At 67.8% G+C, this 24,235-nt stretch carries 27 protein-coding genes; 11 read left to right on the top strand and 16 right to left on the bottom strand.

What is annotated here, in order from left to right:
* Positions 1-107 precede the first annotated feature (107 nt).
* On the top strand, positions 108-1,931 hold the full coding sequence (locus tag PCQ86_RS16505) for a putative bifunctional diguanylate cyclase/phosphodiesterase (RefSeq protein WP_270174237.1): 1,824 nt from the start codon (positions 108-110) through the stop codon (positions 1,929-1,931).
* Between the two features lie 21 nt (positions 1,932-1,952).
* Here the strand turns inward: PCQ86_RS16505 and PCQ86_RS16500 are convergent, their stop codons facing one another.
* The 3 genes from PCQ86_RS16500 to rpoH all read right to left on the bottom strand — a co-directional run bounded on the left by PCQ86_RS16500 (position 1,953) and on the right by rpoH (position 5,055).
* Entirely contained in the window at positions 1,953-2,735 is a 783-nt protein-coding gene (locus tag PCQ86_RS16500) for a Crp/Fnr family transcriptional regulator (RefSeq protein WP_270174236.1), read from the bottom strand.
* 247 nt (positions 2,736-2,982) lie between these two features.
* Complete coding sequence (locus tag PCQ86_RS16495) at positions 2,983-3,993, bottom strand: Bug family tripartite tricarboxylate transporter substrate binding protein (RefSeq protein WP_270174235.1); 1,011 nt, start codon at positions 3,991-3,993, stop codon at positions 2,983-2,985.
* A gap of 126 nt (positions 3,994-4,119) precedes the next feature.
* Positions 4,120-5,055 carry an RNA polymerase sigma factor RpoH gene (gene rpoH / locus PCQ86_RS16490; RefSeq protein WP_270174234.1) on the bottom strand — a complete coding sequence of 312 codons (936 nt, stop codon included), beginning with the start codon at positions 5,053-5,055 and terminating at the stop codon, positions 4,120-4,122.
* Between the two features lie 190 nt (positions 5,056-5,245).
* Between rpoH and cutA the strand changes: the two genes are divergently transcribed.
* Positions 5,246-5,608 (top strand): divalent-cation tolerance protein CutA, encoded by a 363-nt coding sequence (gene cutA / locus PCQ86_RS16485; RefSeq protein WP_270174233.1) that lies wholly within the window; start codon positions 5,246-5,248, stop codon positions 5,606-5,608.
* A 50-nt stretch (positions 5,609-5,658) separates the two neighbouring features.
* On the opposite strand, the gene ftsY is transcribed toward cutA, so the two are convergent.
* Complete coding sequence (gene ftsY, locus PCQ86_RS16480) at positions 5,659-6,807, bottom strand: signal recognition particle-docking protein FtsY (RefSeq protein WP_196995883.1); 1,149 nt, start codon at positions 6,805-6,807, stop codon at positions 5,659-5,661.
* Positions 6,808-6,836: 29 nt separating this feature from the next.
* Here ftsY and PCQ86_RS16475 point away from each other — a divergent pair, with 29 nt between their 5' ends.
* The 4 genes from PCQ86_RS16475 (at position 6,837) to coaD (ending at position 10,952) form a co-directional block, all read left to right on the top strand.
* Positions 6,837-8,291, top strand: coding sequence for a M16 family metallopeptidase (locus PCQ86_RS16475; RefSeq protein WP_220637910.1), 1,455 nt, complete (start codon positions 6,837-6,839; stop codon positions 8,289-8,291).
* 15 nt (positions 8,292-8,306) lie between these two features.
* Complete coding sequence (locus tag PCQ86_RS16470; protein WP_270174232.1) at positions 8,307-9,689, top strand: M16 family metallopeptidase; 1,383 nt, start codon at positions 8,307-8,309, stop codon at positions 9,687-9,689.
* Positions 9,686-10,309 carry a 16S rRNA (guanine(966)-N(2))-methyltransferase RsmD gene (rsmD, locus tag PCQ86_RS16465; RefSeq protein ID WP_270174231.1) on the top strand — a complete coding sequence of 208 codons (624 nt, stop codon included), beginning with the start codon at positions 9,686-9,688 and terminating at the stop codon, positions 10,307-10,309. Before PCQ86_RS16470 ends, rsmD begins: the two co-directional genes overlap by 4 nt.
* 145 nt (positions 10,310-10,454) lie before the next feature.
* The gene (gene coaD, locus PCQ86_RS16460; protein WP_270174230.1) at positions 10,455-10,952 is read left to right on the top strand and encodes a pantetheine-phosphate adenylyltransferase; all 498 of its coding nucleotides are present in this window, start codon (positions 10,455-10,457) and stop codon (positions 10,950-10,952) included.
* On the opposite strand, the gene PCQ86_RS16455 is transcribed toward coaD, so the two are convergent.
* The 6 genes from PCQ86_RS16455 to PCQ86_RS16430 all read right to left on the bottom strand — a co-directional run bounded on the left by PCQ86_RS16455 (position 10,953) and on the right by PCQ86_RS16430 (position 15,248).
* Positions 10,953-12,053: a zinc-binding metallopeptidase family protein gene (locus PCQ86_RS16455; protein WP_270174229.1), complete on the bottom strand. Its 1,101-nt coding sequence runs from the start codon at positions 12,051-12,053 to the stop codon at positions 10,953-10,955. It abuts the gene before it with no gap.
* Positions 12,054-12,144: 91 nt separating this feature from the next.
* Entirely contained in the window at positions 12,145-12,459 is a 315-nt protein-coding gene (locus tag PCQ86_RS16450; protein ID WP_015914146.1) for a BON domain-containing protein, read from the bottom strand.
* Between the two features lie 99 nt (positions 12,460-12,558).
* Positions 12,559-13,104, bottom strand: coding sequence for a ferritin-like domain-containing protein (locus tag PCQ86_RS16445; RefSeq protein ID WP_011806611.1), 546 nt, complete (start codon positions 13,102-13,104; stop codon positions 12,559-12,561).
* A gap of 22 nt (positions 13,105-13,126) precedes the next feature.
* Positions 13,127-13,519, bottom strand: a complete 393-nt coding sequence (locus tag PCQ86_RS16440; RefSeq protein ID WP_011806610.1) for a hypothetical protein — start codon at positions 13,517-13,519, stop codon at positions 13,127-13,129.
* Between the two features lie 55 nt (positions 13,520-13,574).
* A complete protein-coding gene (locus tag PCQ86_RS16435) occupies positions 13,575-13,739 on the bottom strand; it encodes a DUF1328 domain-containing protein (protein ID WP_011806609.1) in 165 nt (54 codons plus the stop codon).
* A 165-nt stretch (positions 13,740-13,904) separates the two neighbouring features.
* On the bottom strand, positions 13,905-15,248 hold the full coding sequence (locus PCQ86_RS16430; RefSeq protein WP_270174228.1) for a sensor histidine kinase: 1,344 nt from the start codon (positions 15,246-15,248) through the stop codon (positions 13,905-13,907).
* 153 nt (positions 15,249-15,401) lie between these two features.
* Here PCQ86_RS16430 and PCQ86_RS16425 point away from each other — a divergent pair, with 153 nt between their 5' ends.
* The gene (locus tag PCQ86_RS16425) at positions 15,402-16,034 is read left to right on the top strand and encodes a response regulator (protein WP_103737120.1); all 633 of its coding nucleotides are present in this window, start codon (positions 15,402-15,404) and stop codon (positions 16,032-16,034) included.
* Between the two features lie 66 nt (positions 16,035-16,100).
* Here the strand turns inward: PCQ86_RS16425 and PCQ86_RS16420 are convergent, their stop codons facing one another.
* The 4 genes from PCQ86_RS16420 to gpmA all read right to left on the bottom strand — a co-directional run bounded on the left by PCQ86_RS16420 (position 16,101) and on the right by gpmA (position 19,747).
* On the bottom strand, positions 16,101-16,511 hold the full coding sequence (locus PCQ86_RS16420; RefSeq protein ID WP_011806606.1) for a response regulator: 411 nt from the start codon (positions 16,509-16,511) through the stop codon (positions 16,101-16,103).
* A gap of 108 nt (positions 16,512-16,619) precedes the next feature.
* A complete protein-coding gene (locus PCQ86_RS16415) occupies positions 16,620-17,384 on the bottom strand; it encodes a HesA/MoeB/ThiF family protein (protein ID WP_270174227.1) in 765 nt (254 codons plus the stop codon).
* A 67-nt stretch (positions 17,385-17,451) separates the two neighbouring features.
* The gene (locus PCQ86_RS16410; protein WP_011806604.1) at positions 17,452-18,888 is read right to left on the bottom strand and encodes a S41 family peptidase; all 1,437 of its coding nucleotides are present in this window, start codon (positions 18,886-18,888) and stop codon (positions 17,452-17,454) included.
* Between the two features lie 115 nt (positions 18,889-19,003).
* Positions 19,004-19,747, bottom strand: a complete 744-nt coding sequence (gene gpmA, locus PCQ86_RS16405) for a 2,3-diphosphoglycerate-dependent phosphoglycerate mutase (protein WP_103737118.1) — start codon at positions 19,745-19,747, stop codon at positions 19,004-19,006.
* Between the two features lie 73 nt (positions 19,748-19,820).
* Between gpmA and PCQ86_RS16400 the strand changes: the two genes are divergently transcribed.
* The 4 genes from PCQ86_RS16400 to PCQ86_RS16385 all read left to right on the top strand — a co-directional run bounded on the left by PCQ86_RS16400 (position 19,821) and on the right by PCQ86_RS16385 (position 22,153).
* Positions 19,821-20,228 (top strand): rhodanese-like domain-containing protein, encoded by a 408-nt coding sequence (locus PCQ86_RS16400; RefSeq protein WP_172208314.1) that lies wholly within the window; start codon positions 19,821-19,823, stop codon positions 20,226-20,228.
* A gap of 49 nt (positions 20,229-20,277) precedes the next feature.
* A complete protein-coding gene (grxC, locus tag PCQ86_RS16395) occupies positions 20,278-20,535 on the top strand; it encodes a glutaredoxin 3 (protein ID WP_196995877.1) in 258 nt (85 codons plus the stop codon).
* Positions 20,536-20,636: 101 nt separating this feature from the next.
* The gene (secB, locus tag PCQ86_RS16390) at positions 20,637-21,089 is read left to right on the top strand and encodes a protein-export chaperone SecB (protein ID WP_011806600.1); all 453 of its coding nucleotides are present in this window, start codon (positions 20,637-20,639) and stop codon (positions 21,087-21,089) included.
* A gap of 71 nt (positions 21,090-21,160) precedes the next feature.
* Positions 21,161-22,153 (top strand): NAD(P)H-dependent glycerol-3-phosphate dehydrogenase, encoded by a 993-nt coding sequence (locus PCQ86_RS16385; protein ID WP_011806599.1) that lies wholly within the window; start codon positions 21,161-21,163, stop codon positions 22,151-22,153.
* A 310-nt stretch (positions 22,154-22,463) separates the two neighbouring features.
* Here PCQ86_RS16385 and panC read toward each other — a convergent pair whose 3' ends face one another.
* Together panC and panB are read right to left on the bottom strand one after the other, a co-directional pair.
* A complete protein-coding gene (gene panC, locus PCQ86_RS16380; RefSeq protein WP_270174226.1) occupies positions 22,464-23,333 on the bottom strand; it encodes a pantoate--beta-alanine ligase in 870 nt (289 codons plus the stop codon).
* A gap of 16 nt (positions 23,334-23,349) precedes the next feature.
* Positions 23,350-24,231, bottom strand: a complete 882-nt coding sequence (gene panB / locus PCQ86_RS16375; RefSeq protein WP_047349770.1) for a 3-methyl-2-oxobutanoate hydroxymethyltransferase — start codon at positions 24,229-24,231, stop codon at positions 23,350-23,352.
* Positions 24,232-24,235: the final 4 nt, after the last annotated feature.

Raw genomic sequence — 24,235 nt, 5'->3', positions numbered from 1 at the left:
GCGCCGCGCCTGCCTAGAGTGCATAGTGGCTGGCCGCCAGGCGCATCGACGGTGATGGCGCAGGCGCCGGCCACGGCCTCAACCTACCGACGCCCTACCGACGCGCCATGGATTCCTTTGCCCCTGCCGCCCGCCCCCGGTCCGAGGACGGCGTGACGCACCCGCCGCCCCATCGGACCGATGACGCCGCCGACGACAGTGCGGCGGCCTTCCTGCAGCGCATCGGCAGCCTGAGCGCGGGCACGCTGGAACGCGCTGCCATGGATGCGGCGCCCGACGGCATCGTGCTGGCCGACCGACAGGGCCGCATCCTCATGGTCAACGCCCCCATGGAGACCATCAGCGGCTACACCAACGCGCAGTTGTGCGGCCAGTCCATCGACCTGCTGGTGCCGGCGCACGCGCGGCCCGAGCATGGCCAGCATATGCAGCGCTACCACCAGTCTCCCAGCCGCCGGCCCATGGGCATGGGGCGCGACCTGTGGTTGCAGCGACGCGACGGTAGCCAGGTGCCGGTGGACATCGCCCTCGGCCATTCCTCCTCCCACGGGGGCACGGTGGTGGCTTTTGTGCGCGACGTCTCCGACCTGCGGCGCCTGGAGGCGCGCATGCACTACCAGGCCACGCACGACACGCTGACCGGCCTGCTCAACCGCTGGACGTTCGGCCAGCGGCTGGAACAGGCGATCGCGGAGCAGGCGGCAGCGCAAAGCCCGCCCTTCGCGCTGCTGCTGCTCGATCTGGACGACTTCAAGGCCATCAACGATGGCTACGGCCATGCCGCCGGCGACCAGGTGCTGCAGGAGGTGGCGCGGCGCCTGCGGGGTGCGCTGGGCACGGGCGACATCCTTGCGCGCCTGGGCGGCGACGAGTTCACCGTGCTGTTGCCCGGGGTGGCCTGCGCCGCGCAGGCCGAGGGCGTGGCCGCGCGGCTGATGCAGGCGCTGTGCGTGCCCTGCCGCGTGCAGGGGTTCGAACTGAACTTCGGCGCCAGCATGGGCATCGCGCTGTGCCCGCAGGATGCGGGCGACGCCGCCACGTTGCTGCGCTATGCCGACATGGCCATGTACCACGCCAAGCACCGCGGGCGCGCCAACTTCGCGTTCTACGCTCCGTCCATGGGCCGCAAGATGGCCGAGAAGATCCAGTTGCACGACCGGCTCAAGCTGGCGCTGGCCTACGGCGGGCTGACGCTGCATTACCAGCCGCAGGTCGAGGTGGCCACCAACCGCATGGTGGGGGTGGAGGCCCTGCTGCGCTGGCACGACCCGCAGCTGGGCGAGGTGTCGCCCGAGCGCTTCGTGCCCGTGGCGGAGGCCACGGGACTGATCCTGGAGTTGGGCGCCTGGGTCATGGCCGCGGCCTGTCGCCAGATCGCGGCGTGGGAGCGCCAGGGCATGCGTCTGCGCGTGGCGGTGAACCTGTCCGCCCAGCAGCTGCGGCAGACCGACCTCGTCGAGCAGGTGGCGCGCAACCTGCGCACCCACCATGTCCCGCCCGAGTTGCTGGAACTGGAGGTGACCGAGTCCGAAGCCCTGGCGGACCCCGAGCAGGCCTGCCAGGTGCTGAACGAGCTGCGTGCGCTGGGCGTGGCCGTGGCGCTGGACGACTTCGGCACGGGCCACTCGTCGCTGGCCTACCTCAAGCGCCTGCCGGTGTCGCACATCAAGGTGGACCGGGAATTCATGCGCAACGTGCCTGCCAGCGGAGGCGACACCACGCTGGTGCGCGCCGTGGTCGCGCTGGCGCACACCATGGGGCTGCGGGTGGTCGTGGAGGGCGTGGAAACGCGCGAGCAGTTGCAGTTTTTGCGCGAGATGCAGTGCGCCTGCTACCAAGGCTGGCTGTTTGCCAAGGCGCTGGCTCCCGACGACGTGGCGCTGCTGTACGCGGCCGGTGCCGACGTGGCGGCGGAAGGTGCGCTGGGCTGAGGTGCCGGCAGCGACGCTGGCTTACAGCGCGGCGTGCACCGGCGCTTGCGCCGCAGGGGTGGTGCGCGCAGCCGCACGCGCCTGGTACAGGTTGGCCGCCGAGCGGCGGCCGCCGCGCGTGAGCGCCAGCAGCGGCGCGCGCTGGATCTCGCAGTGCCAGCGGTCGCGCCGCAGCACGCCTTGCTCCTGCGCCAGCAGCGCCAGGGCGCGCGCCACGGACTCGCGCGTGGTGGCGAGCAGGGCAGCCAGCACCGTATGGCTGGGCAGGCGCACCAGCGTGCTGCGCTGCAGCTCGGCCAGTTGCAGCAGCGCGCCCGCCAGTTGGCCCACCACGCCGCGGATGCGGGCGATGCGGCCCCAGTCGGACAGGCGCGCGTTGGCGTTCAGTTGTTCGCGCGCCAGTTCCAGCAGGAATTCGCCTTGGAACTGGCGACCGGCCCCCAGCAGGGGCGCCAGGTCCAGTTGGCAGACGCGCCCCGGCGTGACCGCCACGTAGGACAGGTCCGCCGGCTGCTGCAGCAGCGCGGGGGCGCCCAGGGCCTCGCAGCAGCCCGCCATGCCTACGGGGTGCTCCACTCCATCGTCGCCGCGGCGTTGCACCAGCAGCGTACCGATCTTGACCACCTGCACACTGTGGATGCTCTCGCCCTGGCGCTGCAGCATCTCGCCCTTGCGAAAGCGCCGCTCCGTCAGGTGCCCGCGCCAGCCCGCGCGCGTTTGCGGGTCCAGGCGGCCCAGCAGGCACTGCTGCTGGCAGGCGCAGTCGTTGCAGGTATGGCCGCCGGAGGACGGATGGTCGGTCATGAGTACAAGCCAAAATGGGCTTCAGCGCTTGTCTGGCAAGCGGTGGAAGCTATGAATACCGTAGCGCCTCGTAGAGGGCCGGTCAGCGGCCTCGGAGTGCTGGGGATTGGCGGAGAGTGTGCAAGGCGGGGCCGTCCTGCCCCGTGACCTAGGTCAACGTTTGGGACCAAGTGCTTGCACTGCGCGCCGCAGGCCGCGCCCCCGGCCGGCCTTACCGGCGTGGCCGCCGCGCTGCGGCGGTGCGCGGTCACTCGGCGCGGATGCCCTGTTCGCGGATGACGCGGCTCATGGTGGCCGTGTCGGCCTGGATCCGGTTGGCCAGCCCCTCGGCCGACGAGCCAATGGCCTGCCAGCCCTGCTGGAACAGCTTGGCGCGCACTTCGGGGCTGCGGGCGATCTCGCCGATCACGCGGGACAGCCGTGCGCGCACCGGGGCGGGCATGGACGCGGGTGCGGCAAAGGCGTTCCAGATCTCCAGCTGGAAATCGCGCACGCCGGCCTCCGCCAGGCTGGGCACCTCGGGCGCCAGCGTGCTGCGGCCCGCGGAGGTCACGCCGATCAGGCGCAGCTTGCCCGCCCGTGCCTGGGCCTGCGCGAGCGCGGGCGGCAGCAGCGCCATTTGCAACTGGCCACCCAGCATGGCGGTGGCCACCTGCGGGTAGCCGGGGTACGGTACGTGCACCGGTGCAATGCCGGTGCGCGCCTTGAGCAGCTCGGTGCCCAGGTGGCCTACGGTGCCCACGCCGGGGGTGCCGTAGCTCCAGCGGTCGCCCGCGGTGCGCGCGGCCTGCAGGAAGGCGCGTGCGTCGGCGCCCGCGGGCACGTCGGGCTGGTTCACGGGAGCGGTCAGGACCAGGGGCGATACGCCGATCAGCGACAGCGGCGCGAAATCCTTCACGGGGTCGTAGGGCACGTGCGCGTTGAGCAGCTTGGCGATCGTCAGGTTGCCGTTGATGAACAGGCCGATGGTGTGGCCGTCCTGCGCCTTGGCGACCGCATCGGCGCCGATGTTGCCGCCCGCACCCACCTTGTTTTCCACGACCACGGGTTGGCCCAGGGCCTGGGACAGTGGCTCGGAGAAGGTGCGCGCCGTCAGGTCGGGCGAAGAACCCGGTGGGAAGCCCACGATGATGCGCAGGGGCTTGGCGGGCCAGCCGGGGGTGGCGGGCGCGGCATCCTTCTGGGCCACGGCGGCGCCGCAGGCCGAAGCCAGGGCCAGTGCCAGCAGGCCGCGGCGGGCGAGGGGGTGGGGGAACATGGGTGGCGATCTCCAGTCTGGGCCGGGCAGCCAGGTGCAGCCCCGCCGGCAAAGAAAAAGGCGCGTAGCCGGTGAGGGCTGCGCGCCTGGATTATCTGCCCGCGATCCGGGCTGCTGGGCGACGGCTCAGGCGTATTCGGCCAGCGCCTTCTTCATCTTTTTCATGGCGGCCACCTCGATCTGGCGGATGCGCTCCGCGCTCACGCCATACTCGGCCGCCAACTCGTGCAGTGTCATGCCGCCCGAGCCATCGTCGTTCACCTGCAGCCAGCGCTGCTCCACGATGCGGCGGCTGCGTGCGTCCAGGCTGTCCAGGGCGGTGGCAATACCGTCCGTGGCCAGCGCGTCACGCTGGCGCGCCTCGATCATGGCGGTGGGCTCATGGCCCGCGTCGGCGAGGTAGGCGATGGGGCCAAAGGCCTGCTCCCCGTCGTCGCTGGGAGCGGGGTCCAGCAGCACGTCGCCACCGGACAGGCGCGTTTCCATCTCGATGACTTCCTCGCGCTTCACGTTGAGCTGCTCGGCCACCAGGTCGATCTCGTGGTCGGATAAGGTTTCGCGGTGCGTGTCGGCGTCCAGCGCGTCGGCCTTGAAGCCCTGCTTCATGGAGCGCAGGTTGAAGAACAGCTTGCGCTGCGCCTTGGTCGTTGCTACTTTGACCATGCGCCAGTTCTTCAGGATGTACTCGTGGATCTCGGCCTTGATCCAATGCATGGCGTAGCTCACCAGGCGAACGCCCTGGTCAGGGTCAAAGCGCTTGACGGCCTTCATCAGGCCCACGTTGCCTTCCTGAATGAGGTCGCCATGCGGCAGGCCGTAGCCCAGGTACTGGCGCGAGATGGACACGACCAGGCGCAGGTGCGACAGCACCAGGCGGCCGGCAGCCTCGACATTGTTGTCATCCTTGAGCTGGCGCGCGTAGCGCTGCTCCTCCTCCTGCGTGAGCAGGGGAAGGCGGTTGACGGCGGAGATATAGGCGTCCAGGTTGCCCAGCGGGGGAACCAGCGCCCACGGGTTCGCGGGCGAGAGGGTCGTCACGGAGGTTGCAGTCTGGAGTGCCATATCGGTAGTCCTTTCTTCCATGCAAATCATATTAGCACTCCATTGGATAGAGTGCTAAAGGCATAGTTCCCCTACGGATGTAGGAAATAACCACCAAGAGGCGCAACGACGGCCCTTAAAACGCAGGTGCGGCTGCTTCCCCGCGCGTCAAGGGCCGTTGTGCAGTTACGCCTTGTGCCAGACTTCGATCATGACATCTTCCCCAGACGCCCAGATCGCCGTTGTGACCACCACCGTGGGCGACGCCGCCGCCGCACACCGACTGGCCAGGGGCGCTGTCCAGGCGCGCCTGGCCGCCTGCGTGCAGGTGGAGGCCATCACCTCGCACTATGTCTGGCAGGGGGTGCAGCAGGCGGAAGCAGAGTGGCGGCTGGTGTGCAAGACGCTGTTGTCTGCCGCGCCCGCCTTGCGGGACTGGCTGCGTGCCCAGCACCCCTACGAAGTGCCGCAACTGCTCACCCACGCCGTGCAGGCAGAGCAGGACTATGTGCTGTGGGTGGCGCAGCAGGTGGACCCGGCCTCGATAGCCGGGCCTGCTCAAGCGCCGCGTTGAAGCAATGGCTGGCGGATGCCGCCTGCATCCGCCCACAGGGGGTAACTATCTCAGGTCAGCAGGGCCTGGGCGAATTCGCGTGCGCTGAAGGTCTCCAGGTCTTCCACTTTCTCGCCCACGCCAATGAAGTACACGGGCACGGGCCGCTCCTGCGCGATGGCGGCCAGCACGCCGCCCTTGGCCGTGCCGTCCAGTTTGGTGACGATCAGGCCGGTGAGTTGAAGCGCGTCGTCGAACGCGCGCACCTGCGCCAGGGCGTTCTGGCCGGTGTTGCCGTCGATCACCAGTAGCACCTCGTGCGGGGCGCTGGCATCGGCCTTGGTGACCACGCGGCGGATCTTCTTCAGCTCTTCCATCAGGTGCAGCTGCGTAGGCAGGCGGCCGGCGGTGTCCACCAGCACCACATCTTTGCCGCGCGCGCGGCCGGCGGTAACGGCGTCAAAGCTCACGGCGGCAGGGTCGCCCCCTTCCTGGCTGACGATCTCCACCGTGTTGCGCGTGGCCCAGACACCCAACTGCTCGCGCGCCGCGGCGCGGAAGGTATCGGCGGCGGCCAGCAGCACGCTCTCGCCATGGTCGGCCAGGTGCTTGGTGAGCTTGCCGATGGAGGTGGTCTTGCCTGCGCCGTTCACGCCGGCCACCATGATCACGGTGGGTGTGTGCTCGCCGATCACCAGCGGCTTTTCCAGCGGCCGCAGCAGGTCGGCCAGCGCATCGGCCAGCAGTCCCTTTACGGCAGCAGGCTCGGTGGTCTTGGTCTCTTTCACGCGGCGCTTGAGGTCCTCCAGCAGGTGCTGTGTGGCTTTCACCCCGGTGTCGGCCATGAGCAGGGCTTCCTCCAGTTCGTCGTACAGCGCGTCGTTGATCTGCGTGCCCGTGAAGACGGTCGCGATGCTGCTGCCGGTCTTGCGCAGGCCGGATTTCAGCCGGTCCATCCAGCCCTGGCGTGCGCCCCCGGGCTTCGGGGTGGGCTCGGGGACGGCAAGGGGCACGTCGATGGCTGCGGGGGCGCCGGCCGAAGGGGCAGCCGGCTCCGCCACGCTGGTGGCGCCTGCGCCAAAGGGCTTGCGCAGCCAGCCGAATGCTCCGCCACTGGCGGGGGCGTCGGCCGCGGGCGGCGCCGCAGGGCTGGCCACGTCCTCGGGTGCAAGGGCGGGTTCGGCGGGGGCGGGCGATTTTTTCTTGAAAAAACTGAACATTGGCGGGTTCTTAGAATCGCAGCCATTCTATGAAACGCGCTATCACCCTTGTGGGCCTGCTGGCCTGTCTGCACGCCTGGGCGCAAAACCCGGCGCATGTATCCCAACCTGCTGCGTCTGCCGCGGCGGCGCACGCCCAGGCCACCACGGCCAGCGGTGCGCAGCAATTCACCCTGAAGAACGGCATGCAGCTCATCGTGCAGCCCGACCGGCGCGCGCCCACGGCGGTGCACATGGTCTGGTTGCGCGTAGGCGCCATGGACGAGGTGGACGGCACCTCGGGCGTGGCGCATGTGCTGGAGCACATGATGTTCAAGGGCTCGAAGGCCGTGCCGCCGGGCGAGTTCTCGCGCCGCGTGGCGGCGCTGGGCGGGCAGGAGAACGCCTTCACCAGCCGCGACTACACCGGCTACTACCAGCAGATCCCGGCCGGGCGGCTGGCCGACGTGATGCAGCTCGAATCCGACCGCTTCGCCCACAACCAGTGGCCCGACGCGGAGTTCACCAAGGAGATCGAGGTCGTCAAGGAAGAGCGCCGCATGCGCACCGAGGACCAGCCGCGCGCCGCGCTCATCGAGCAGCTGTTCGCCTCCACCTTCATCGCTTCGCCCTACCGTCGCCCGGTGGTGGGCTGGATGAGCGACCTGGACTCCATGACCCCCGACGACGTGCGCCGCTTTTACCGCGACTGGTACGTGCCCGGCAATGCCGCCGTGGTGGTGGCGGGCGACGTGGACCCGGCGCAGGTGCTGGCCCTGGCGGAGAAGACCTACGGCACCATTCCCGCACGTGCCCTGCCGGCGCGCAAGCCGCGCACCGAGCCGGCGCAGCAGGGCCTGCGCCGCATCGCCTTCAAGGCGCCGGCCGAGCAGGCCTACGTGGCGCTGGCCTTCCGCGTGCCGGGTGTCACGCGCCTGGAGGACATGACCGATGCCGACCGTGACGGCCTGGCGCTGCTGGTGCTGTCGGCCGTGCTCAGCGGCTACGACGGCGCGCGCCTGGAGCGAGCCCTCACGCAGGGTGCGGACCGTGTGGCCGACGGCGCGGACAGCCAGGCGTCCATCCTCGGACGCGGGCCGGCGCTGTTTCTCATGACCGGCGTGCCCGCCGCGGGCAAGACCTCGGCCCAGGTCGAGGAGGCGCTGCGCGCCGAGGTGGCCCGCGTGGCGCGCGAGGGCGTGAGCGAGGCCGAGCTCTCGCGCGTGAAGACGCAGTGGGCGGCCTCCACCATCTACGCGCGCGATTCGCTTTACAGCCAAGCCAGCGATCTGGGCAGCAACTGGGTGCAGGGCCTGCCGCTGGACGCGGACGAGCGCATGCTCAAGCTGCTGCGCGCGGTCACGCCGCAACAGGTGCAATCCGTGGCGGCGCGTTACTTCGGCGACGATCAGCTCACCGTTGCCACGCTGCTGCCCCAGCCCGTGGCGGCAGGCACCAAGCGTGCCGCCCCAGCACCCGACGCTGCCGGTGGCCGCGTGCATTGAGCCAAGGTGTCAGCGATGTACAAAACTCTTAAAACGATAGCTGCTCGCGCTTTGTTGATAAGCGCTGGAGCCATTTTTTATACCCAATCCGCGTGGGCGCTGCTGCCCATCCAGCACTGGACCGAGCCCAGCGGCGCGCGCGTGTGGCTGGTGGAAAGCCCGGCCATTCCGATGGTGGACGTGCAGGTCGACTTCGATGCCGGCGCGCGCCGTGATCCCGCGCCGCAGGCGGGCCTGGCTGCGGCGGCGGCCCTGATGAGTTCCAAGGGCGTGAATGCGGGCGGGCCGAACGAGCCCCCGATGGACGAGAACGAACTGGGCGAGGCCTGGGCCGACCTGGGCGCCAGCTTCGAGGCTGGCGCCGAGCGCGACGGCCTGGCGTTCTCGCTGCGCTCGCTGACCGAGCCCGACTTGCTGGACCGTGCCGCGCGCCTGGCCGCGCGCCAGCTGGGCCAGCCCAGCTATGCACCGGACGTGTGGCAGCGCGAGCGGGCGCGCTGGAGCGCCGCCATCAAGGAGGCCGACACACGCCCCGGCACCGTGGCCAGCAAGGCCTTCAACGCCGCAGTGTTCGGCGGCCACCCTTACGGCCAGCGCGCCACGGCCGAGACACTGAACAACATCCAGCCGGCCGATCTGCAGGCTTTCCATGCCCAGTACCTGCAGGCCTGCCGTGCGCGGGTGAGCATCGTGGGAGCCCTCACGCGTTCCCAGGCGCAAACGTTGGTGCAGACGCTGCTGTCGCGCCTGCCTGCGCCCCAGGCCGGGGCCTGCGCGCCGTTGCCACCCGTGGCCGAGGTGCAGCCGCTGGCACGCGCCGTGCAGGTGGATGTGCCCTTCGCTTCGGCACAGGCCCATGTGCTCATCGGCCAGCCGGGCTTTGTGCGCCGGGATCCGGACTTCCTCGCGTTGCTGGTGGGCAACCACATCCTGGGTGGCAGTGGCTTCACCTCGCGCCTGACCAATGAGGTGCGCGAGAAGCGCGGCCTTTCCTACAGCGTGGGCAGCAGCTTCTCGCCTGGCTTGAACGCCGGGGCCTTCGTCGTCGGCCTGCAGACCCGGCCCGATCAGGCCGCCCAGGCCGTGCAGGTCACGCGCGATGTCCTCGCCCGCTTCGTGGCCGAAGGGCCCACCGAGGCCGAGCTGCGCGCCGCCAAGGACAACCTCGTCGGTGGCTTTGCACTGCGCATCGACAGCAACCGCAAGCTGCTGGCCAACGTGGTCAACATCGCCTGGAATGACCTGCCGCTGGACTACCTGGAGCACTGGACCGACCGCGTGGAGGCCCTCACCGTGGCCGACATCCGCGCCGCCCTGCAGCGCAAGCTGCAGCCCGAGCGCATGGTGACCGTTATCGTGGGCGCGCAGCCGGCCGCCACGGCAAAGGCCCGGCCATGAACCGGCGTGCCGCGGCGCCAGCCGCCCCGCGCATAGCCACACGTACTGCAGTGCGTGCGCCCGCCAAGGGCGCCGGCGAGGTGCGCATCATCGGCGGGCAGTGGAAACGCACGCGCCTGCCGGTGCTGGACAAGCCCGGCCTGCGTCCCACGCCCGATCGCGTGCGCGAGACACTTTTCAACTGGCTGGGCCAGGACCTGACGGGCTGGCGCTGCCTGGATGCCTTCGCCGGCACCGGCGCCTTGGGTTTCGAGGCCGCCTCGCGCGGGGCGGCCAGCGTGCTGCTGGTGGAGGGCGACGCCGCACTGGCCGCGCAACTGGAGACGCTGCGCCAGCGCCTGCAGACGAGCGCCGTGCGCGTACAGCGTGGCGACGGCGTGGCCGCGCTGCGCCAGTGCGCGCCGGCCAGCATGCACCTGCTGCTCATCGACCCGCCCTTTGGCGGCGAGCTGTTCGCCCCTGCGCTGCAGGCCGCCGCACAGGCCGTGGCGCCCGTCGGCTTCATCTACCTGGAGGCGCCTGCAGCCTGGACGCAGGAGCAGCTCGGCCCGCTGGGGCTGGCGCTGCACCGGCACCTGAAGGCCGGGGCCGTGCATGCGCACCTGCTCCACAAAGCCTGATTGCTATTGATATAGGAGCTGCTCGTGCTTGTTGGTAGGGCGCTGGAGGCTGATTTGGCTTCAATGGCCCATGGGCAGGCGTGCGCTGCATAATCCGCCCCACGGAGCCCGTGCGGGCTCCGCCACTGCAAGGAGACCCCACACCATGGCGCATGTGCTCGCCATTTATCCCGGAACCTTCGACCCCATCACGCTGGGGCATGAGGATCTGGTGCGCCGCGCGGCAAGACTGTTCGACCGCGTAATCGTGGCCGTGGCCATTGCCCACCACAAGAAAACCCTGTTCAGCCTGGACGAGCGCATGGAGATGGCGCGCCAGGCGCTTGCCGACTGTCCGCAGGTGCAGGTCGAGTCCTTCGAGGGGCTGGTGACGGAGTTCACTGCCGCGCGCGGCGGCACGGCCATGGTGCGCGGGCTGCGCTCGGGCACGGACTTCGATTACGAGTTCCAGCTTGCCGGCATGAACCGCGCGCTGGTGCCCGGCGTCGAGACGGTGTTTCTCACACCCGCGAGCCAGTACCAGTTCATCAGCAGCACGCTGGTGCGCGAGATCGGCACGCTGGGCGGCGACGTGGCGCAGTTTGTCTCGCCCGGCGTACACGAGCGCCTCTTGCACAAGCTGGGCCGCACCGCCGCGGCGTGATCAGCGCCGCGCCACGGTGTCGTGTACGAAGCGCAGCTTGCGCAGCGCGCCCGTGGACAGGGCAAACGGATAGGCATCGCGCTGGCCCATGCTGCGGTTCAGGCTGTTGAGTAGCAGCGTCAGCGGCATCCACGCCGAGACCATGGCATCAAAACCGGGCGCCGGCTGTGCAAACGGGTCGGGCATGGCGTAGTGCTGCGCGTGATCGGGTGTCGTGCCGGGAATGGCCATGCGGGTCTGAAAGCTGGCGGCCGTCTCCAGCAGATCGACCAGGTGCAGGTAATGCGCCCACGTTTCGGCCCAGTCCTCCCAGGGGTGCGCGGCGGCATAGGCGCTGACGTGCTGCGGCTGCCATTGCGCAGCGGGCAGGGGGGCACGCTGGTAGTGCGCCTGCAGCGCCTGGGCGTAGTCGCGCCGCTCGTCGCCGAAGAGTGCGCGGAAGGCCTCCACATGTCCGGCGCGCAGCACCAACTCTTCCCAGTAGTAGTGGCCGGATTCATGCCGCAGGTGACCCAGCAGCGTGCGGTAGGGCTCATGCATGGCCTGGCGCCGGCGCGCGCGCTCGTCGTCATCGGCCTCGGCCACGTTGAGGGTCACGACACCCTGGGCATGCCCCGTCATGACGGGCGGCGCGCCCGCCACGTCCGCCAGGAATTCATACACCGGCCCGGGCTGCTGCGTGCTCAACAGTCCCAGGCGCGCCAGCGTGTAGAACAGGTGCCGCTTGGCGCTCTCTATCTGCGACCAGCGGCGCAGGTTGTCGGGCAGGGACAGGTCCGGTAGCACGCGCGTCCGGCGGCAGGCGGCGCACAGCCCGCCGTGCGCCTGGGCATCTGCGGCCGGTAGCGCAAAGGTGCAGGCGCCGTAGGTGGTGCGGTTGGTGCATAGCTGGTAGTGGGCCGGTGGCGCAGTGCCGTCGCTGCCGCGTGTAGGAACACGCTGCCAGGTGCGCGACAGGGTGTGGTCGCCGTCGTCCGCAGGCGCGAGCGCCAACATGGCCATGTCTTCGGGAGAGAACGCCAGCGTGCAGCCGCAGTGCACGCATTGCACGCTCTCGAAGAACACGAGGGAGCCGCATTGGCCGCAGTGGAACAGTCGCATGCGTAGGGATTCTGACGCAGGTAGTGCGCGTCACCTACCAGCCGAAAAAAAACGCCGCCCAGAGGGCGGCGTTCCTGCGCAGTCGCGTGCGTCACGGGCGCACGACGATGCTGTTGCGCACCTCGCGCACATGCTTGGTGTTGCGCGCGATGGCTTCGGCGCGGTCCTTCTCGGCCTGGGTCTTGGCAAAGCCCGAGAGCTGGACGGTGCCGTTCAGCGTCTCCACGCTGATGGCGGTGGCAGAGACGCTCTTGTCCTCTGCCATCTTGGCCTTCACGGCGGTGGTGATACCTGCGTCGTCCATGTAGGAGCCCACGGTTTGCTGGTTGCGTGCTACCGAGCAGCCCGTGGAAACGATGGTGGCGCCTGCAAGCAGGGAAAAGGCGATGGCACGTGCGTATTTCATGGTTGTGTCCTTAGGTTATGGTTGAAAACACGGGTGCTGGGATAACCCCGCTGCGGCCTGTTGCACCCTCCGGTGGCCTCAACGGTTGGGAAAGGGAGGCTAGCGGTGCAGCCAGTCCTTCAGTTCATCCGCATGCTCCTCCTCGTCGGCCAGGATGCCTTCGAGCATGCGCCGCGTGGTGGGATCCTTGTCGCCGATCAACTGGATCATCTGGCGATAGGCCTCCACCGCGATGCGCTCCGCCACCAGGTTGGCGCGCACCATGTCTTGCAAATCGGACGACTCATCGTATTGCGCATGGCTGCGCGACAGCAGCGTAGAAGGGGAGAAGTCCGGCGATCCGCCCAACTGCACGATGCGTTGGGCGAGCAGATCGGCATGGGCTGCCTCCTCGTTGGCGTGCACCAGGAACTCTGCGGCGATCGCCGGTGACTCGCGGCCGTCCGCCGTGAAATAGTGCCGCTTGTAGCGCAGCACGCAGACCAACTCGGTCGCCAGAGCGTCGTTGAGCAGGGCAATGATGGCATCGCGGTGTGGGCCGTACGCGGGCGTCACGGCGCCTTCGTCCAGATCCGCGGTGGCTGCCTGGCGGAGCGCGGCTTCGTCAAGCTGAAGCGCGCTGGCGTGGGTATCGCTGTGCATCATCGGGTCGGTTCCTGCGGTGGTCTCAATAACGCTCGCTGCGGTGGCGTGTCCACATCAGCGCAGTGGCAAAGGCGGCGCCCGCGGCTGCGGCGATCAGCAGGGACTTGCCGGGTTGTTCCGCGACGTAGCGGTTCGTGGCGTCCGCAGCCTGGTGAAACTGGCGCCGCGCGCGTTCGCCGGTGTGCGCGCAGTACGAAATGCCGCGCGTGGCCAGATCCTGCGCCTTGGCGGCCAGGTCGTCGATCATCGGGTCCACGCCCTCTTGCATGCGCTGCATGCGGGTCTCGGCCTTGTCGATGGACTCATTGGTCATCCGGCGGGTGGACTGCAGTGTTTCGGACGCCTTGTCGAACACGCCTTCGGCCACGTTGTGCGCCGTCTCTGCCGCCTTCTGGGTGGTGGTTTGGATCGTCATTGGGGGAGTTCCTTTCTGTGGTGGCATTTGCCTGGCGGGCCAGGTTGCTGGGGCGTCAGCCCCTCTTCAACAAGCTGAGCACGAAGGTCACAACAGCCATGATCACGAACACGAAGAACAGGATCTTCGCGATGCCCACGGCGCCGGCGGCGATGCCGCCAAATCCGAACAGGGCGGCCACCAAGGCGATGACCAGGAATACCACTGCGTAATGCAACATAACCAGCTCCTTGTTTTCGGCGCGGTGCGCCGGGGTTGCGAATGCGCCTGAGCACATGGCTTGACTGTAGGGAGGCTGGCGTTGCATGAGTGCCGGTGGCTGGCGCACCCCGCTGTAGGACGCCACCGATCAGATGAGCAGCCCGGACGCAGGGCTGGGAACGCGTCAGGTGAGCGTGTGCGGCAGCACGGCGCTGACCAGGGTGCCCTCGCCGGGCGTGGACGTGACCGTGAGCTTGCCGCCCGCCGCCTCGACACGGTGGCGCATGCCGAACAGACCATACGCGTCGGGGGCGATGCTTGAGATGTCGAACCCGTCGCCGTCATCCCGCACCTGTACCGATACATGGTTGGGATAGCTGTGGACCGACACCAGCACCTTGCGCGCGTTGGCGTATTTGCTGATGTTGGTCAGGGACTCCTGCACCAGCCGGTAGACGGTGAGCCGCGCTGCGTCGGACAGCTTGGCGGACTCCAGGCTGGTGTCTATCTGCAGGTTGCTGCGCTGCGCGAAGTCGCGCGTGAGGATTTCCAGCGACGTGGTGAGCCCGAGATTGGAGAGCGACGAAGGGCGCAGGTCCTCGATGATGCGCCGCTTGAGCGCGATGCCGCTGTTGAGCGTTTCGGTGAGGTGCTGCACGCGCTCGGCGTTCTCGGGGGTGTGCAAATCGATGCGCGACTTCAGGCGCGCCACGTCCAGCTTGGCGGCCGTGAGCAAAGCACCCAGCTCGTCGTGCAGCTCGCGCGCCAGGTGTGCGCGCTCTTCCTCGCGTACTTGCTGCAGATGGCTGGCCAACTCGGAGAGCGCGGCAGTGCGTTCACGTACCAACTGCTCCAGTCGGTCGCGTTCGCGCGCCAACACCTCCTGTTCGCGCGCATGCGCAGCCTGCAAGGCGCTGGTCTGGCGCAGGTACAGGTAGAACGCCAGCAGCCCCACCACCGCCACGGCGGCGATGCCGATGCGCGAGAGCATCAGCGAATGCAGGATCTCCTGCGTGCTGTGTTCCGTTTGCTGGGCGCTGCGCGCCACCAGTCGGGCTGCGATCGCCCGAATGGCATCCATGTTCTCCTTGCCCACGTCGGTGGAGAGCACGAACTTCCAGGCGTCATCGTTGTCCTGGCGGCGCAGCTTGAGGCTGAGGTCGAGTTCGGAAAGCTTGCGCGTGATCTGCTGCGAAAGCTGGGAAAAGTCGTCCAGGTCCTGCGGTGCGTGCCGGTAGGTCTGGCGCAGCTCGTCAAGGTTGGTATTGATGGTGGCGACCGCCTGCTCGTAGGGCTGCAGATAGCGCTCGTCGCCAGTGAGCAGGTAGCCGCGCAGCCCCGTCTCGGCGTTGAGCATGTTCTGCAGCAGCCGGTCGAGCGCAGCGCGCGTGGCGTGCGAGCGGGCCAGGTCGCCCACGGCCGCGTGCGAGCGCATGTACCCGGTTTCGTTGATGCCAACCAGCAGGGCCACAGCCAGCAATGCCAGCGGCAGACTGACGGCGATCTTGCGAAAACGGGACCAACTCATGCTTGGGCTTCTCCACGGGGACTGGCAGGGCACGGTTGAAAATGCATATCATCGGCCTGCGCTGCCATGCTAGTGCAATGCAGAGCAGATGGGCAGATCTTCAGACCATACCTTACCGGGGAGCAAGGCGCTCTCCTCTTGAAAGAAGGCTCAATGATCAAGATTGGCATTGTGGATGACCATGCGATAGTCCGTGCCGGGCTACGCCAATTTCTCTCGGAACATGTGGACCTGCGGATCGTTGGCGAGGCAAGCAACGGCAGGGAAGCCATCGATCTGGTGCGCGTTCACGAGATCGACGTGCTGGTGATGGACCTGTCCATGCCCGGCCAGAGCGGCTTGGATGCGCTGGCCATGCTGCGCGCCAAGGCGCCCGACATGGGCATTCTTATCCTCAGCGGCTACCCCGAGGAGCACTATGCGATCAATCTGATCCGCCAGGGTGCGAGCGGCTATCTGAACAAGGAATGCGAGCCCAAGGAGATCGTGGAGGCCATCCGCACCATCGCCCTGGGTCGCCGCTACCTGACCCCGTCCGTGGCCGACCTGCTGGCCCAGCAGCTCAACCGCAAGGACGATGCGCCGCCCCACGAGCAGCTGTCGGAGCGCGAGTTCCAGGTGTTCCTCAAGCTGGCCAAGGGCGAGACGGCGGGTGACATCGCCAAGTCGCTGTCGCTGAGCGTGAAAACCGTGAGCACCTACCGCACGCGGCTCATGGAAAAGATGGGGCTGTCCTCCAACAGCGATCTGACGTACTACGCGCTCAAGAACAAGCTCATCGATTGAGTGCAGAGGTTTGAGAGTAAGGATGGGCGCGTGTCAAAGTGCAGATGGGCCCGCGCAGCGCCTCCTTCAATTGGTGGCTGCGGAGCTGGAGGCTGCCCGATGCGTGCTGTTGCTGTGTTCGATGCAATAGTCCACCAGCGCCTCGATCTCGTTGGATTTGTCAAATACGGCGTCCACCCCCAACTGCGCACAGCGCATGCGCACGTCGGGTGTTGCGTAGTTGCTCAGCACCACCATCTTCTGCGCTGAAAGGCGGTTGCGGCAGGCGGCCAACACGCCCAGCCCGCTGCCTTGGCGTAGGAACAGGTCCACGATCGCCAGGTCCCACTGGGAGGTGTGCGAGGTAAGCCACTCCTTGCCCTCGTCCTCCGTCTCGGCGATGCCGACGGCTTCCACCTCCGCCAGTTCTTCGAGCGTTCCGATCAGGTTTTCGCGGATGGTGGCGTTGTCTTCGACGATGTACGTGCGCAGTTTCACGGTGCTTCCTGTTCGGCCGGGAACGAAAAATAGGGCATCGGCGCTACTGTATGAAAACAGGCTGGCGGATTCTGCCAGCAGCCGGGTGCAGTGCCCGTAGGTGCATTCCTACCGGGCGGGTGCGTGCAGGGATCCGCATACCGGGCAGGCCGGGTCGCGCTCGGTGCGCACTTCGGTCCACTGCATGTCGCGCCCGTCCAGCATCAGCAGCCGGCCTGCGAGCGAGCTTCCGACTCCCACGAGCAGCTTGAGCGCCTCGGCCGCCTGCATGGTGCCGATGATGCCGACCATGGGCGCGAACACGCCCATGGTGGCGCACTGCACCTCCTCAAAACCGGCGGTGGGCGAGAACAGGCAGGCATAGCAGGGCGTGTCATCCCGGCGGGGGTCGTACACGGAAATCTGCCCGTCGAAGCGGATGGCCGCGCCTGCCACCAGGGGCTTGCGTTGGCGTACGCACGCGGCGTTGATGGCCTGGCGCGTCTGGTAGTTGTCCGTGCAGTCGAGCACCACGTCTGCGGCGTTGACCAGCCCATCCAGCGCGGCGGCGTCCACACGCTGGCGCACGGTGCGCACTGAAACCAGGGGGTTGATGGCCTGCACGGCCTGGGCCGCGGAGTCGACCTTGGGCGTGCCGACGCGCGCCGTGGTATGGGCGATCTGGCGCTGCAGGTTCGTGAGGTCCACCACGTCGTCGTCCACCAGCGTCAGGGTCCCCACGCCTGCGGAGCCGAGAAACAGCGCGGCCGGCGAGCCCAGACCGCCGGCACCGATGACGAGTACGTGGGCTGCCAGGATGCGTTCCTGCCCCTCGATACCGATCTCGTCGAGCAGGATGTGGCGGGAATAGCGCAGCAGTTGATCGTCGTTCATGGGGTGGTGGGCGTGAAAAAGGCCGGGCTCCGCGGGAGTCCCGGCCTGGTTGCCAAGAAAGACAGCGTCAGTTGTCCTTCTTCTCTTCCTTGCGTTCCGTGAGGGTCTTGCTGGCCAGCACGGTGCGGCCCTTGAGCTGGTTGAGTGCCTGGCTGAGCTGGAAGTCCTTGTCCGAACCGTACTCGGGCAGCTTGCGCTCGGACACGGGCTTCTTGGCCTCTTCCTCGAGGCGCTTGCGGGCCTCCTCGCGCGCCTTCTCACGGCCGGCGTCCTTCGCTTCCTCGCCCTGGCCGCTGGTCAGGTGTTTTTCCAGGTCGGCTTCGCGCATGCGCAGCGATGCGTAGATGTCGCCCTCGGCGGTCTCGTCGAGCATGACGTCTGGCACGATCCCCTTGGCCTGGATCGATTTGCCCGATGGCGTGTAGTAGCGCGCCGTCGTGAGCTTGATGCCCGTGTCGGGGCCCAGCGGCCGCACGGTTTGCACCGAGCCCTTGCCGAAGGTCTGGCTGCCCATGATGGTGGCGCGCTTGTGGTCTTGCAGCGCCCCCGCGACGATCTCGCTGGCCGAAGCCGAGCCTTCGTTGACCAGCACCACCAGGGGCACGGTCTTGATGGCGGCGGGCAGGCGTTTGAGCGGGTCGCCGCTGCCGCGGCGCAGATAGAACTCGGGCGAGGCCTTGAAGGTGGCTTTGCTCTCGGCCAGCTGGCCGTTGGTGGAGACCACCGTCACGTTCTCCGGCAGGAAGGCAGCCGACACGGCCACGGCTGCATCCAGCAGGCCGCCGGGGTCGTTGCGCAGATCCAGCACCAGCCCCTTGAGGCGGGGATCCTGCTTGTAGACCTCTTCGACCTTGCGCACGAAGTCGTCCACCGTGCGTTCCTGGAACTGCGACAGGCGGATCCAGGCGTAGCCCGGCTCGACGATCTTGCCCTTGACCGATTGGGTCTTGATCTCCTCGCGCGTGATCGTGACGGGAAAGCTGCGGCTCTCGTCGCGGCGCAGGATGGTTAGCGTCACCTGCGTGTTCGGCTCGCCCCGCATGCGTTTGACCGCGTCGTTGAGCGATAGGCCCTTCACGGCCGTATCGTCGATTTTCGTGATGAGGTCGTTGGTCTTGAGCCCCGCGCGGTCGGCGGGGGAGCCCTCGATGGGGGAGACAATCTTGATCAGGCCGTCTTCCTGGGTGATTTCGATGCCCACGCCCACGAAGCGGCCGGTGGTGCCTTCGCGGAATTCCTTGAACGACTTCTTGTCGAAGTACTGCGAATGCGGGTCGAGGCTGGCGACCATGCCACCGATGGCATCGGTGATGAGCTTGCGATCATCGACCGGCTCTACATAGTCGGTCTTGATCAGGCCGAACACGGCCGAGAGCTGCTGGATTTCCTCCAGCGGCAGCGGGGTCATGGCGCCGCGTGCCACGGTCTGCAGCGAGACGGTCGTGAGCGCTCCGGCCACCACGCCCACCGATATCCATCCAGCAATTTTGAGTTTGTGGCCCATAGAACACCTCTACCGATTCAATATACACCTTGGAAGGGCTGCGGCCTGGGCAGTTCCTTCAGGATCTGCCTATTTTTCAAGCAAGACCGCGCTACGCTTTCCAGAAGGCGGCGGCTCAGGCCTTGCCTTGCGATGCCACCGCGGCTGCGGCCTTGGCGGCGGCCTCGGCGTCGCCCAGGTAGTAGCTGCGCAGGGGCTTGAGTTCCGCGTCCAGCTCGTACACCAGCGGAATGCCGTTGGGAATGTTCAGGCCCACGATGTCTTGGTCGGAGATGCCGTCCAGGTACTTGACCAGCGCGCGGATGGAGTTGCCGTGCGCTGCGATCAGCACACGCTTGCCCGAGCGGATCGTTGGCGCGATGGCTTCGTTCCAGTAGGGCAGCACGCGCGCCACCGTGTCCTTGAGGCACTCGGTCAGCGGCACCTGCTCGGGCGCCAGGCCCGCGTAGCGGATGTCGCCGCGCTCGCAGCGCGGGTCGGTGGGCTCCAGGGCCGGCGGCGGCGTGTCGTAGCTGCGGCGCCAGACCAGCACTTGCGCGTCGCCATACTGCTTGGCCATGTCGGCCTTGTTCAGGCCCTGCAGAGCGCCGTAGTGGCGCTCGTTCAGGCGCCAGCTGTGCTCCACGGGCAGCCAGGTGCGGTCCATCTCGTCCAGGCAGTGCCACAGCGTGCGCGTGGCGCGCTTGAGCACACTGGTGTAGGCCAGGTCAAAATCGTAGCCCTCGGCCTTGAGCAGGCGGCCGGCATTCTTGGCCTGCTCGATGCCCGTGGGGGTCAGATCCACATCGGTCCAGCCGGTGAAGCGGTTTTCCAGATTCCACGTGGATTCGCCGTGGCGGATCAGAACGAGTTTGTGCATGGTGTCCCTTGGGGCTTCAGGTCAAAAACCCGACATTCTAGAATTGCGCGGTTTGCATACCCCAAGGAACCCCGTGAATTTCGTTCTCGACAATTGGTATTTGATCTTCCTCGCGCTGGCCTCGGGCGTCATGCTGCTGCTGCCGGCCCTCAAGGGGGCCGGGGCCGGTACCCTGGGCACGGCGCAGGCCGTACAGCTCATCAACCGTGAGAAGGCGGTGGTGATCGACGTGTGCGAGCCTGAGGAGTTCGCCGCGGGCCACGTGGGTGGCGCCAAGAACATCCCGTTGGGGCAGTTGCAGGAGCGCCTGCCGCAGGTGGTCAAGAACAAGGCCGTGCCCATCATCCTCGTCTGTGCCAAGGGCGCCCGCGCCTCGCGGGCTGCAGGCATCGCCAAGGGCCTGGGCTACGAGAAGGCGCAGGCGCTGGCCGGCGGCCTGGCCGCTTGGCGCGAGGCCAACCTGCCGGTTGAAAAGGCCTGAGGCGCCCGCATCTACCAGCATTGTTCGTTACGCAGAAAGGTCGCCGTCCATGCAAGCCGTGAAGATGTACACCACCGCCGTGTGCCCCTACTGCATCCGCGCCAAGCAGTTGCTGAAGCTGAAGGGTGTGGATCAGATCGAGGAAATCCGCGTGGACACCGACCCCGCCGCGCGCCAGCACATGATGGAGATCACCGGCCGGCGCACCGTGCCGCAGATCTTCATTGGTGACACCCACGTCGGCGGACACGACGACCTCGTGGCCCTGGACAGCCGTGGCGGTCTGGTGCCGCTGCTGGGCGCCTGAGCCTTTGCCGCCATTGGCGCGTTGCATAATGCGCCCCATGTTGCCCGCTGCGGGAGCCTCTCCCGGGCGGGCTTTGTTTTGACCGAAAGACCGAGACCACCATGGCCGAAGAAACCCCCGTGTTCCAGATTCAGCGCGTGTACCTGAAGGACCTGTCGTTGGAGCAGCCCAATTCGCCCGCGATCCTGCTGGAGCAGGAGCAGCCCAGCGTGGACATCCAGTTGGGGGTCGAGGCCACACCCGTGGTCGAAGGCATCTTTGAAGTGGCCGTGACCGCCACCGTGCAGACCAAGATCAAGGACAAGACTGTGTTCCTGGTGGAGGCCAAGCAGGCCGGCATCTTCGAGATCCGCAACGTGCCCGAGGACCAGATGGGCGCCATCATCGGCATTGCCTGCCCCCAGATCATCTACCCCTACCTGCGCGGCAACGTGGCCGACACCGTGACGCGTGCGGGCTTTCCGCCCGTGCACCTGGCCGAGATCAACTTCCAGGCCATGTACGAGCAGCAACAGGCCGCAGCCGCCGAGGCTGCCACCAGCACGGCCCAGTAACGGCTTCTTGGTCGTAACGGGTGTTAGAGCTATTTAAGGCTCTAGCGCCCGCCTGATAAGCGCGAGTAGCTATGAAAATAGTAGTCCTTGGCGCAGGCGCCTGGGGCACTGCCCTGGCCATGAGCGCGGCTGCGCACGCAGCCTGCCATGAGGTGACGCTGTGGGCCCGTGACGCACAGCAGGCGCAGGCCATGCAGGCGAAGCGGCAGAACCAGCGCTACCTGCCCGGCCTTGCGTTCCCGCCCGGCCTGCACGTGGCGTCGGGTGACATGGGCGCGCTGGCCGCTGACGCCGACCTCGTCGTCGTCGGCACGCCCATGGCGGCGCTGCGCGGCATGCTGGAACGGCTGGACGGCTGCGCGGCGCCCATCGCGTGGCTGTGCAAGGGCTTCGAGGCCGACACGGGGCTGATGGCGCATGAAGTGTGCGCGCAGGTCGCACCGCGGCTGCACAGTGGTGTGTTCAGCGGCCCCAGCTTCGCCCAGGAGGTCGCCACCGCCCAGCCCACGGCCATGGTGGCCGCCAGCCCCCGCGCCACGGTGCGCGACGCCTTGGTGCAGGCCTTCCACGGGCCCGCGTTGCGCGTGTACGCCAGCGAGGACATCGTAGGCGTGGAAGTCGGCGGTGCGGTCAAGAACGTATTGGCGATTGCCACCGGCCTGTGCGACGGGCTGCAACTGGGGATGAATGCGCGTGCGGCATTGATTACCCGCGGTTTGGCGGAAATGACCCGCTTAGGCCTTGCCCTGGGCGCGCGGCCCGAGACCTTCATGGGCCTGTCGGGCCTGGGGGATCTGGTGCTGACCGCTACAGGCGACCTGTCGCGCAACCGCCGTGTGGGGTTGTTGCTGGCCGAGGGGCGGACCTTGGCACAGGCGGTGGAGTCGCTGGGCCATGTGGCTGAGGGGGTGTACAGCGCCCGCACCGTGGTACAGCGCGCGCGCGCGGTGGGCGTTGAGATGCCTATTGCGGAGTGTGTCGTCGCGCTGCTCGACGGTGAACTGCGCGCTGCCGAGGCGGTGGCCCGGCTCATGGAGCGCGAGCCTACCGTCGAGCGCCATTGATGCGCACACATCTCCAGTGAACAGCAAAAAGCGGCCTGCGGGCCGCTTTTTGTCGTGCGCGGTTCAGGGTGCTTGGGTCACAGGACACCGAACAGCATCAGCAGCAAAACGATACTCAGCGGGACACCCAGAAGCCAAAGAATGATCGGCATGTACGCCTCCTATAGGGATGGTTGAAACATGCCTTCACCTTAGCGATGGGCCAGACGCCTCGATGTCCGTCCAGGCTGCCACGCCGCGTAGGTCATCGCGGTCCTGTGCTTGTGCGAGTGCGCCTACGCCTACGCACGGACTGCCGCCGCGCGCGGTCTCAGAATTCCAGGTTGTCGATCAGCCGCGTGCTGCCCAGGCGTGCCGCGCCCAGCGCCACCAGCGTACCGGCGGCTGCGCCTGCAGCGGGGGGCTGAAGATCGTGGCGCTGGCGCACGGTGAGGTAGTCGGGCGCCCAACCTTGCTGCGCCAGGGTCTGCAGGGCCTGTTGTTCCAGGGCGGCCAGCGGGGGGGCGCCGGGTGCCTGCGCCGCCTGGGCCAGCGCGCGCAGCGCCGCGGACAGTTGCACGGCCTGGACGCGCTCGGCGGTGCTCAGGTAGCCGTTGCGTGAGCTCAGGGCCAACCCATCGTCGGCGCGGGCCGTCTCGCCTGCCACCACCTCTACGGGCAGCGCGAACTGCTGCACCATGCGGCGGATCACCATGAGCTGCTGGTAGTCCTTCTTGCCGAACACGGCCGTGCCGCCGCCGCTGGCGAAGAACACTGCGGAAAACAGCTTCATGACCACGGTGCACACGCCCGTGAAGAAGCCTGGGCGGAAATGTCCTTCCAGGATGTCGGCCAGTTGCGGGTCGGGCTGCAGCTTGAAGGTCTGGGGCTCGGGGTAGAGATCGCTCTCGCGCGGCGCGAAGACGATGTCGCAGCCCGCGGCCTCCAGCTTGGCGCAATCGGCCTCCCAGGTGCGGGGGTAGCTGTCGAAGTCCTCGTGCGGGAGGAATTGCAGGCGGTTCACAAAAATGCTGGCGACCAGCACGTCGCCCAGCGGCCGGGCCTGGCGCACCAGGGCGATGTGGCCGTCGTGCAGATTGCCCATGGTGGGCACGAAGGCGGGGCGCTTGCTGGGGCGGCCTGCGCCGGGATGCGCGGCGATGGCGGCGCGCAGTTCGGGAATGGTGCGGACGGTGATCATGGGTGAAGGTGTTTGGTCAGTTCCAGGCGTGCAGTGCGTCGTCGGGAAAGCGCCCTTGCTTGACGGCCTGCACATAAGCCTCGATGGCGCCGCGCACGCTGCCCGCATCCCGCATGAAGTCGTGCACGAACTTCGGGTTCTTGCCCAGGTTGATGCCCAGCATGTCGTGCATCACCAGCACCTGGCCGGCCGTGCCGCTGCCCGCGCCGATGCCGATGGTGTGGCAGCGTGGCAGGGCCTGCGTGAGGTCGCGTGCCAGGGGAGTCGGCACCATCTCCAGCACCAGCATGGCGGCGCCGGCGTCCTGCAGCTCCAGTGCCTGGCGGCGCAGCTGCTGGGCGGCCTGATCGCCCTTGCCCTGCACACGGTAGCCGCCCAGGGCGTGCACCGTCTGCGGGGTGAGGCCCAGGTGCGCGCACACGGGCACGCCGCGCTCCACAAGGAACTGCACCGTGGGCGCGGTCCAGCCGCCGCCTTCGAGCTTGACCATGTGGGCGCCCGCCTGCATGAGCTGGCAGGCACTGCGCAGCGCTTGCTCGCGGCTCTCGGCATAGCTGCCGTAGGGCAGGTCGGCGATCAGCCAGGCCGTGCCCTGTACGCGGTGCAGGCCGCGTGCCACGCTGGCCGTGTGGTAGGCCATGTGCTCCAGCGTCACGCCCACGGTGCTGGGCAGGCCCTGGCAGACCATGCCCAGCGAATCGCCCACCAGGATGCACTCCACACCCGCCGCATCAGCCACGGCTGCGAAGGTGGCGTCGTAAGCGGTGAGCATGGTGATCTTCTCGCCCGTCTCGCGCATCTGCGCCAGGCGGGGCAGGCTCACGGGGCGCCTCTGGGGCAGCGGCGACGCGGGCGGCAGCGTGCCATAGGGCGTGCCGGCGGTGGGGGAGTCGGTCATGGCG

Origin of the sequence: Diaphorobacter sp. ED-3, assembly GCF_027625375.1 — a bacterium.
In the GTDB taxonomy this organism is placed as follows: Bacteria; Pseudomonadota; Gammaproteobacteria; order Burkholderiales; family Burkholderiaceae_C; genus Diaphorobacter; species Diaphorobacter nitroreducens.
Note: the sequence above shows the minus strand (reverse complement) of the source record. Positions and strands in the feature narration are given on the sequence as shown.

Bases quoted from the DNA above. Each gene is read 5' to 3' on its own strand.
- PCQ86_RS16500 (WP_270174236.1), bottom strand. From the start codon at position 2,735: ATGACCGACCATCCGTCCTCCGGCGGCCATACCTGCAACGACTGCGCC.
- panC (WP_270174226.1), bottom strand. From the start codon at position 23,333: ATGATCACCGTCCGCACCATTCCCGAACTGCGCGCCGCCATCGCCGCG.
- PCQ86_RS16410 (WP_011806604.1), bottom strand. From the start codon at position 18,888: ATGGGCCACAAACTCAAAATTGCTGGATGGATATCGGTGGGCGTGGTG.
- rsmD (WP_270174231.1), top strand. From the start codon at position 9,686: ATGAACCGGCGTGCCGCGGCGCCAGCCGCCCCGCGCATAGCCACACGT.
- cutA (WP_270174233.1), top strand. From the start codon at position 5,246: ATGACATCTTCCCCAGACGCCCAGATCGCCGTTGTGACCACCACCGTG.
- PCQ86_RS16415 (WP_270174227.1), bottom strand. From the start codon at position 17,384: ATGAACGACGATCAACTGCTGCGCTATTCCCGCCACATCCTGCTCGAC.
- PCQ86_RS16435 (WP_011806609.1), bottom strand. From the start codon at position 13,739: ATGTTGCATTACGCAGTGGTATTCCTGGTCATCGCCTTGGTGGCCGCC.
- PCQ86_RS16470 (WP_270174232.1), top strand. From the start codon at position 8,307: ATGTACAAAACTCTTAAAACGATAGCTGCTCGCGCTTTGTTGATAAGC.
- PCQ86_RS16445 (WP_011806611.1), bottom strand. From the start codon at position 13,104: ATGATGCACAGCGATACCCACGCCAGCGCGCTTCAGCTTGACGAAGCC.
- secB (WP_011806600.1), top strand. From the start codon at position 20,637: ATGGCCGAAGAAACCCCCGTGTTCCAGATTCAGCGCGTGTACCTGAAG.
- rpoH (WP_270174234.1), bottom strand. From the start codon at position 5,055: ATGGCACTCCAGACTGCAACCTCCGTGACGACCCTCTCGCCCGCGAAC.
- PCQ86_RS16450 (WP_015914146.1), bottom strand. From the start codon at position 12,459: ATGAAATACGCACGTGCCATCGCCTTTTCCCTGCTTGCAGGCGCCACC.
- PCQ86_RS16455 (WP_270174229.1), bottom strand. From the start codon at position 12,053: ATGCGACTGTTCCACTGCGGCCAATGCGGCTCCCTCGTGTTCTTCGAG.
- PCQ86_RS16425 (WP_103737120.1), top strand. From the start codon at position 15,402: ATGATCAAGATTGGCATTGTGGATGACCATGCGATAGTCCGTGCCGGG.
- ftsY (WP_196995883.1), bottom strand. From the start codon at position 6,807: ATGTTCAGTTTTTTCAAGAAAAAATCGCCCGCCCCCGCCGAACCCGCC.
- PCQ86_RS16430 (WP_270174228.1), bottom strand. From the start codon at position 15,248: ATGAGTTGGTCCCGTTTTCGCAAGATCGCCGTCAGTCTGCCGCTGGCA.
- PCQ86_RS16440 (WP_011806610.1), bottom strand. From the start codon at position 13,519: ATGACGATCCAAACCACCACCCAGAAGGCGGCAGAGACGGCGCACAAC.
- PCQ86_RS16475 (WP_220637910.1), top strand. From the start codon at position 6,837: ATGAAACGCGCTATCACCCTTGTGGGCCTGCTGGCCTGTCTGCACGCC.
- PCQ86_RS16495 (WP_270174235.1), bottom strand. From the start codon at position 3,993: ATGTTCCCCCACCCCCTCGCCCGCCGCGGCCTGCTGGCACTGGCCCTG.
- coaD (WP_270174230.1), top strand. From the start codon at position 10,455: ATGGCGCATGTGCTCGCCATTTATCCCGGAACCTTCGACCCCATCACG.
- panB (WP_047349770.1), bottom strand. From the start codon at position 24,231: ATGACCGACTCCCCCACCGCCGGCACGCCCTATGGCACGCTGCCGCCC.
- PCQ86_RS16385 (WP_011806599.1), top strand. From the start codon at position 21,161: ATGAAAATAGTAGTCCTTGGCGCAGGCGCCTGGGGCACTGCCCTGGCC.
- PCQ86_RS16505 (WP_270174237.1), top strand. From the start codon at position 108: ATGGATTCCTTTGCCCCTGCCGCCCGCCCCCGGTCCGAGGACGGCGTG.
- gpmA (WP_103737118.1), bottom strand. From the start codon at position 19,747: ATGCACAAACTCGTTCTGATCCGCCACGGCGAATCCACGTGGAATCTG.
- grxC (WP_196995877.1), top strand. From the start codon at position 20,278: ATGCAAGCCGTGAAGATGTACACCACCGCCGTGTGCCCCTACTGCATC.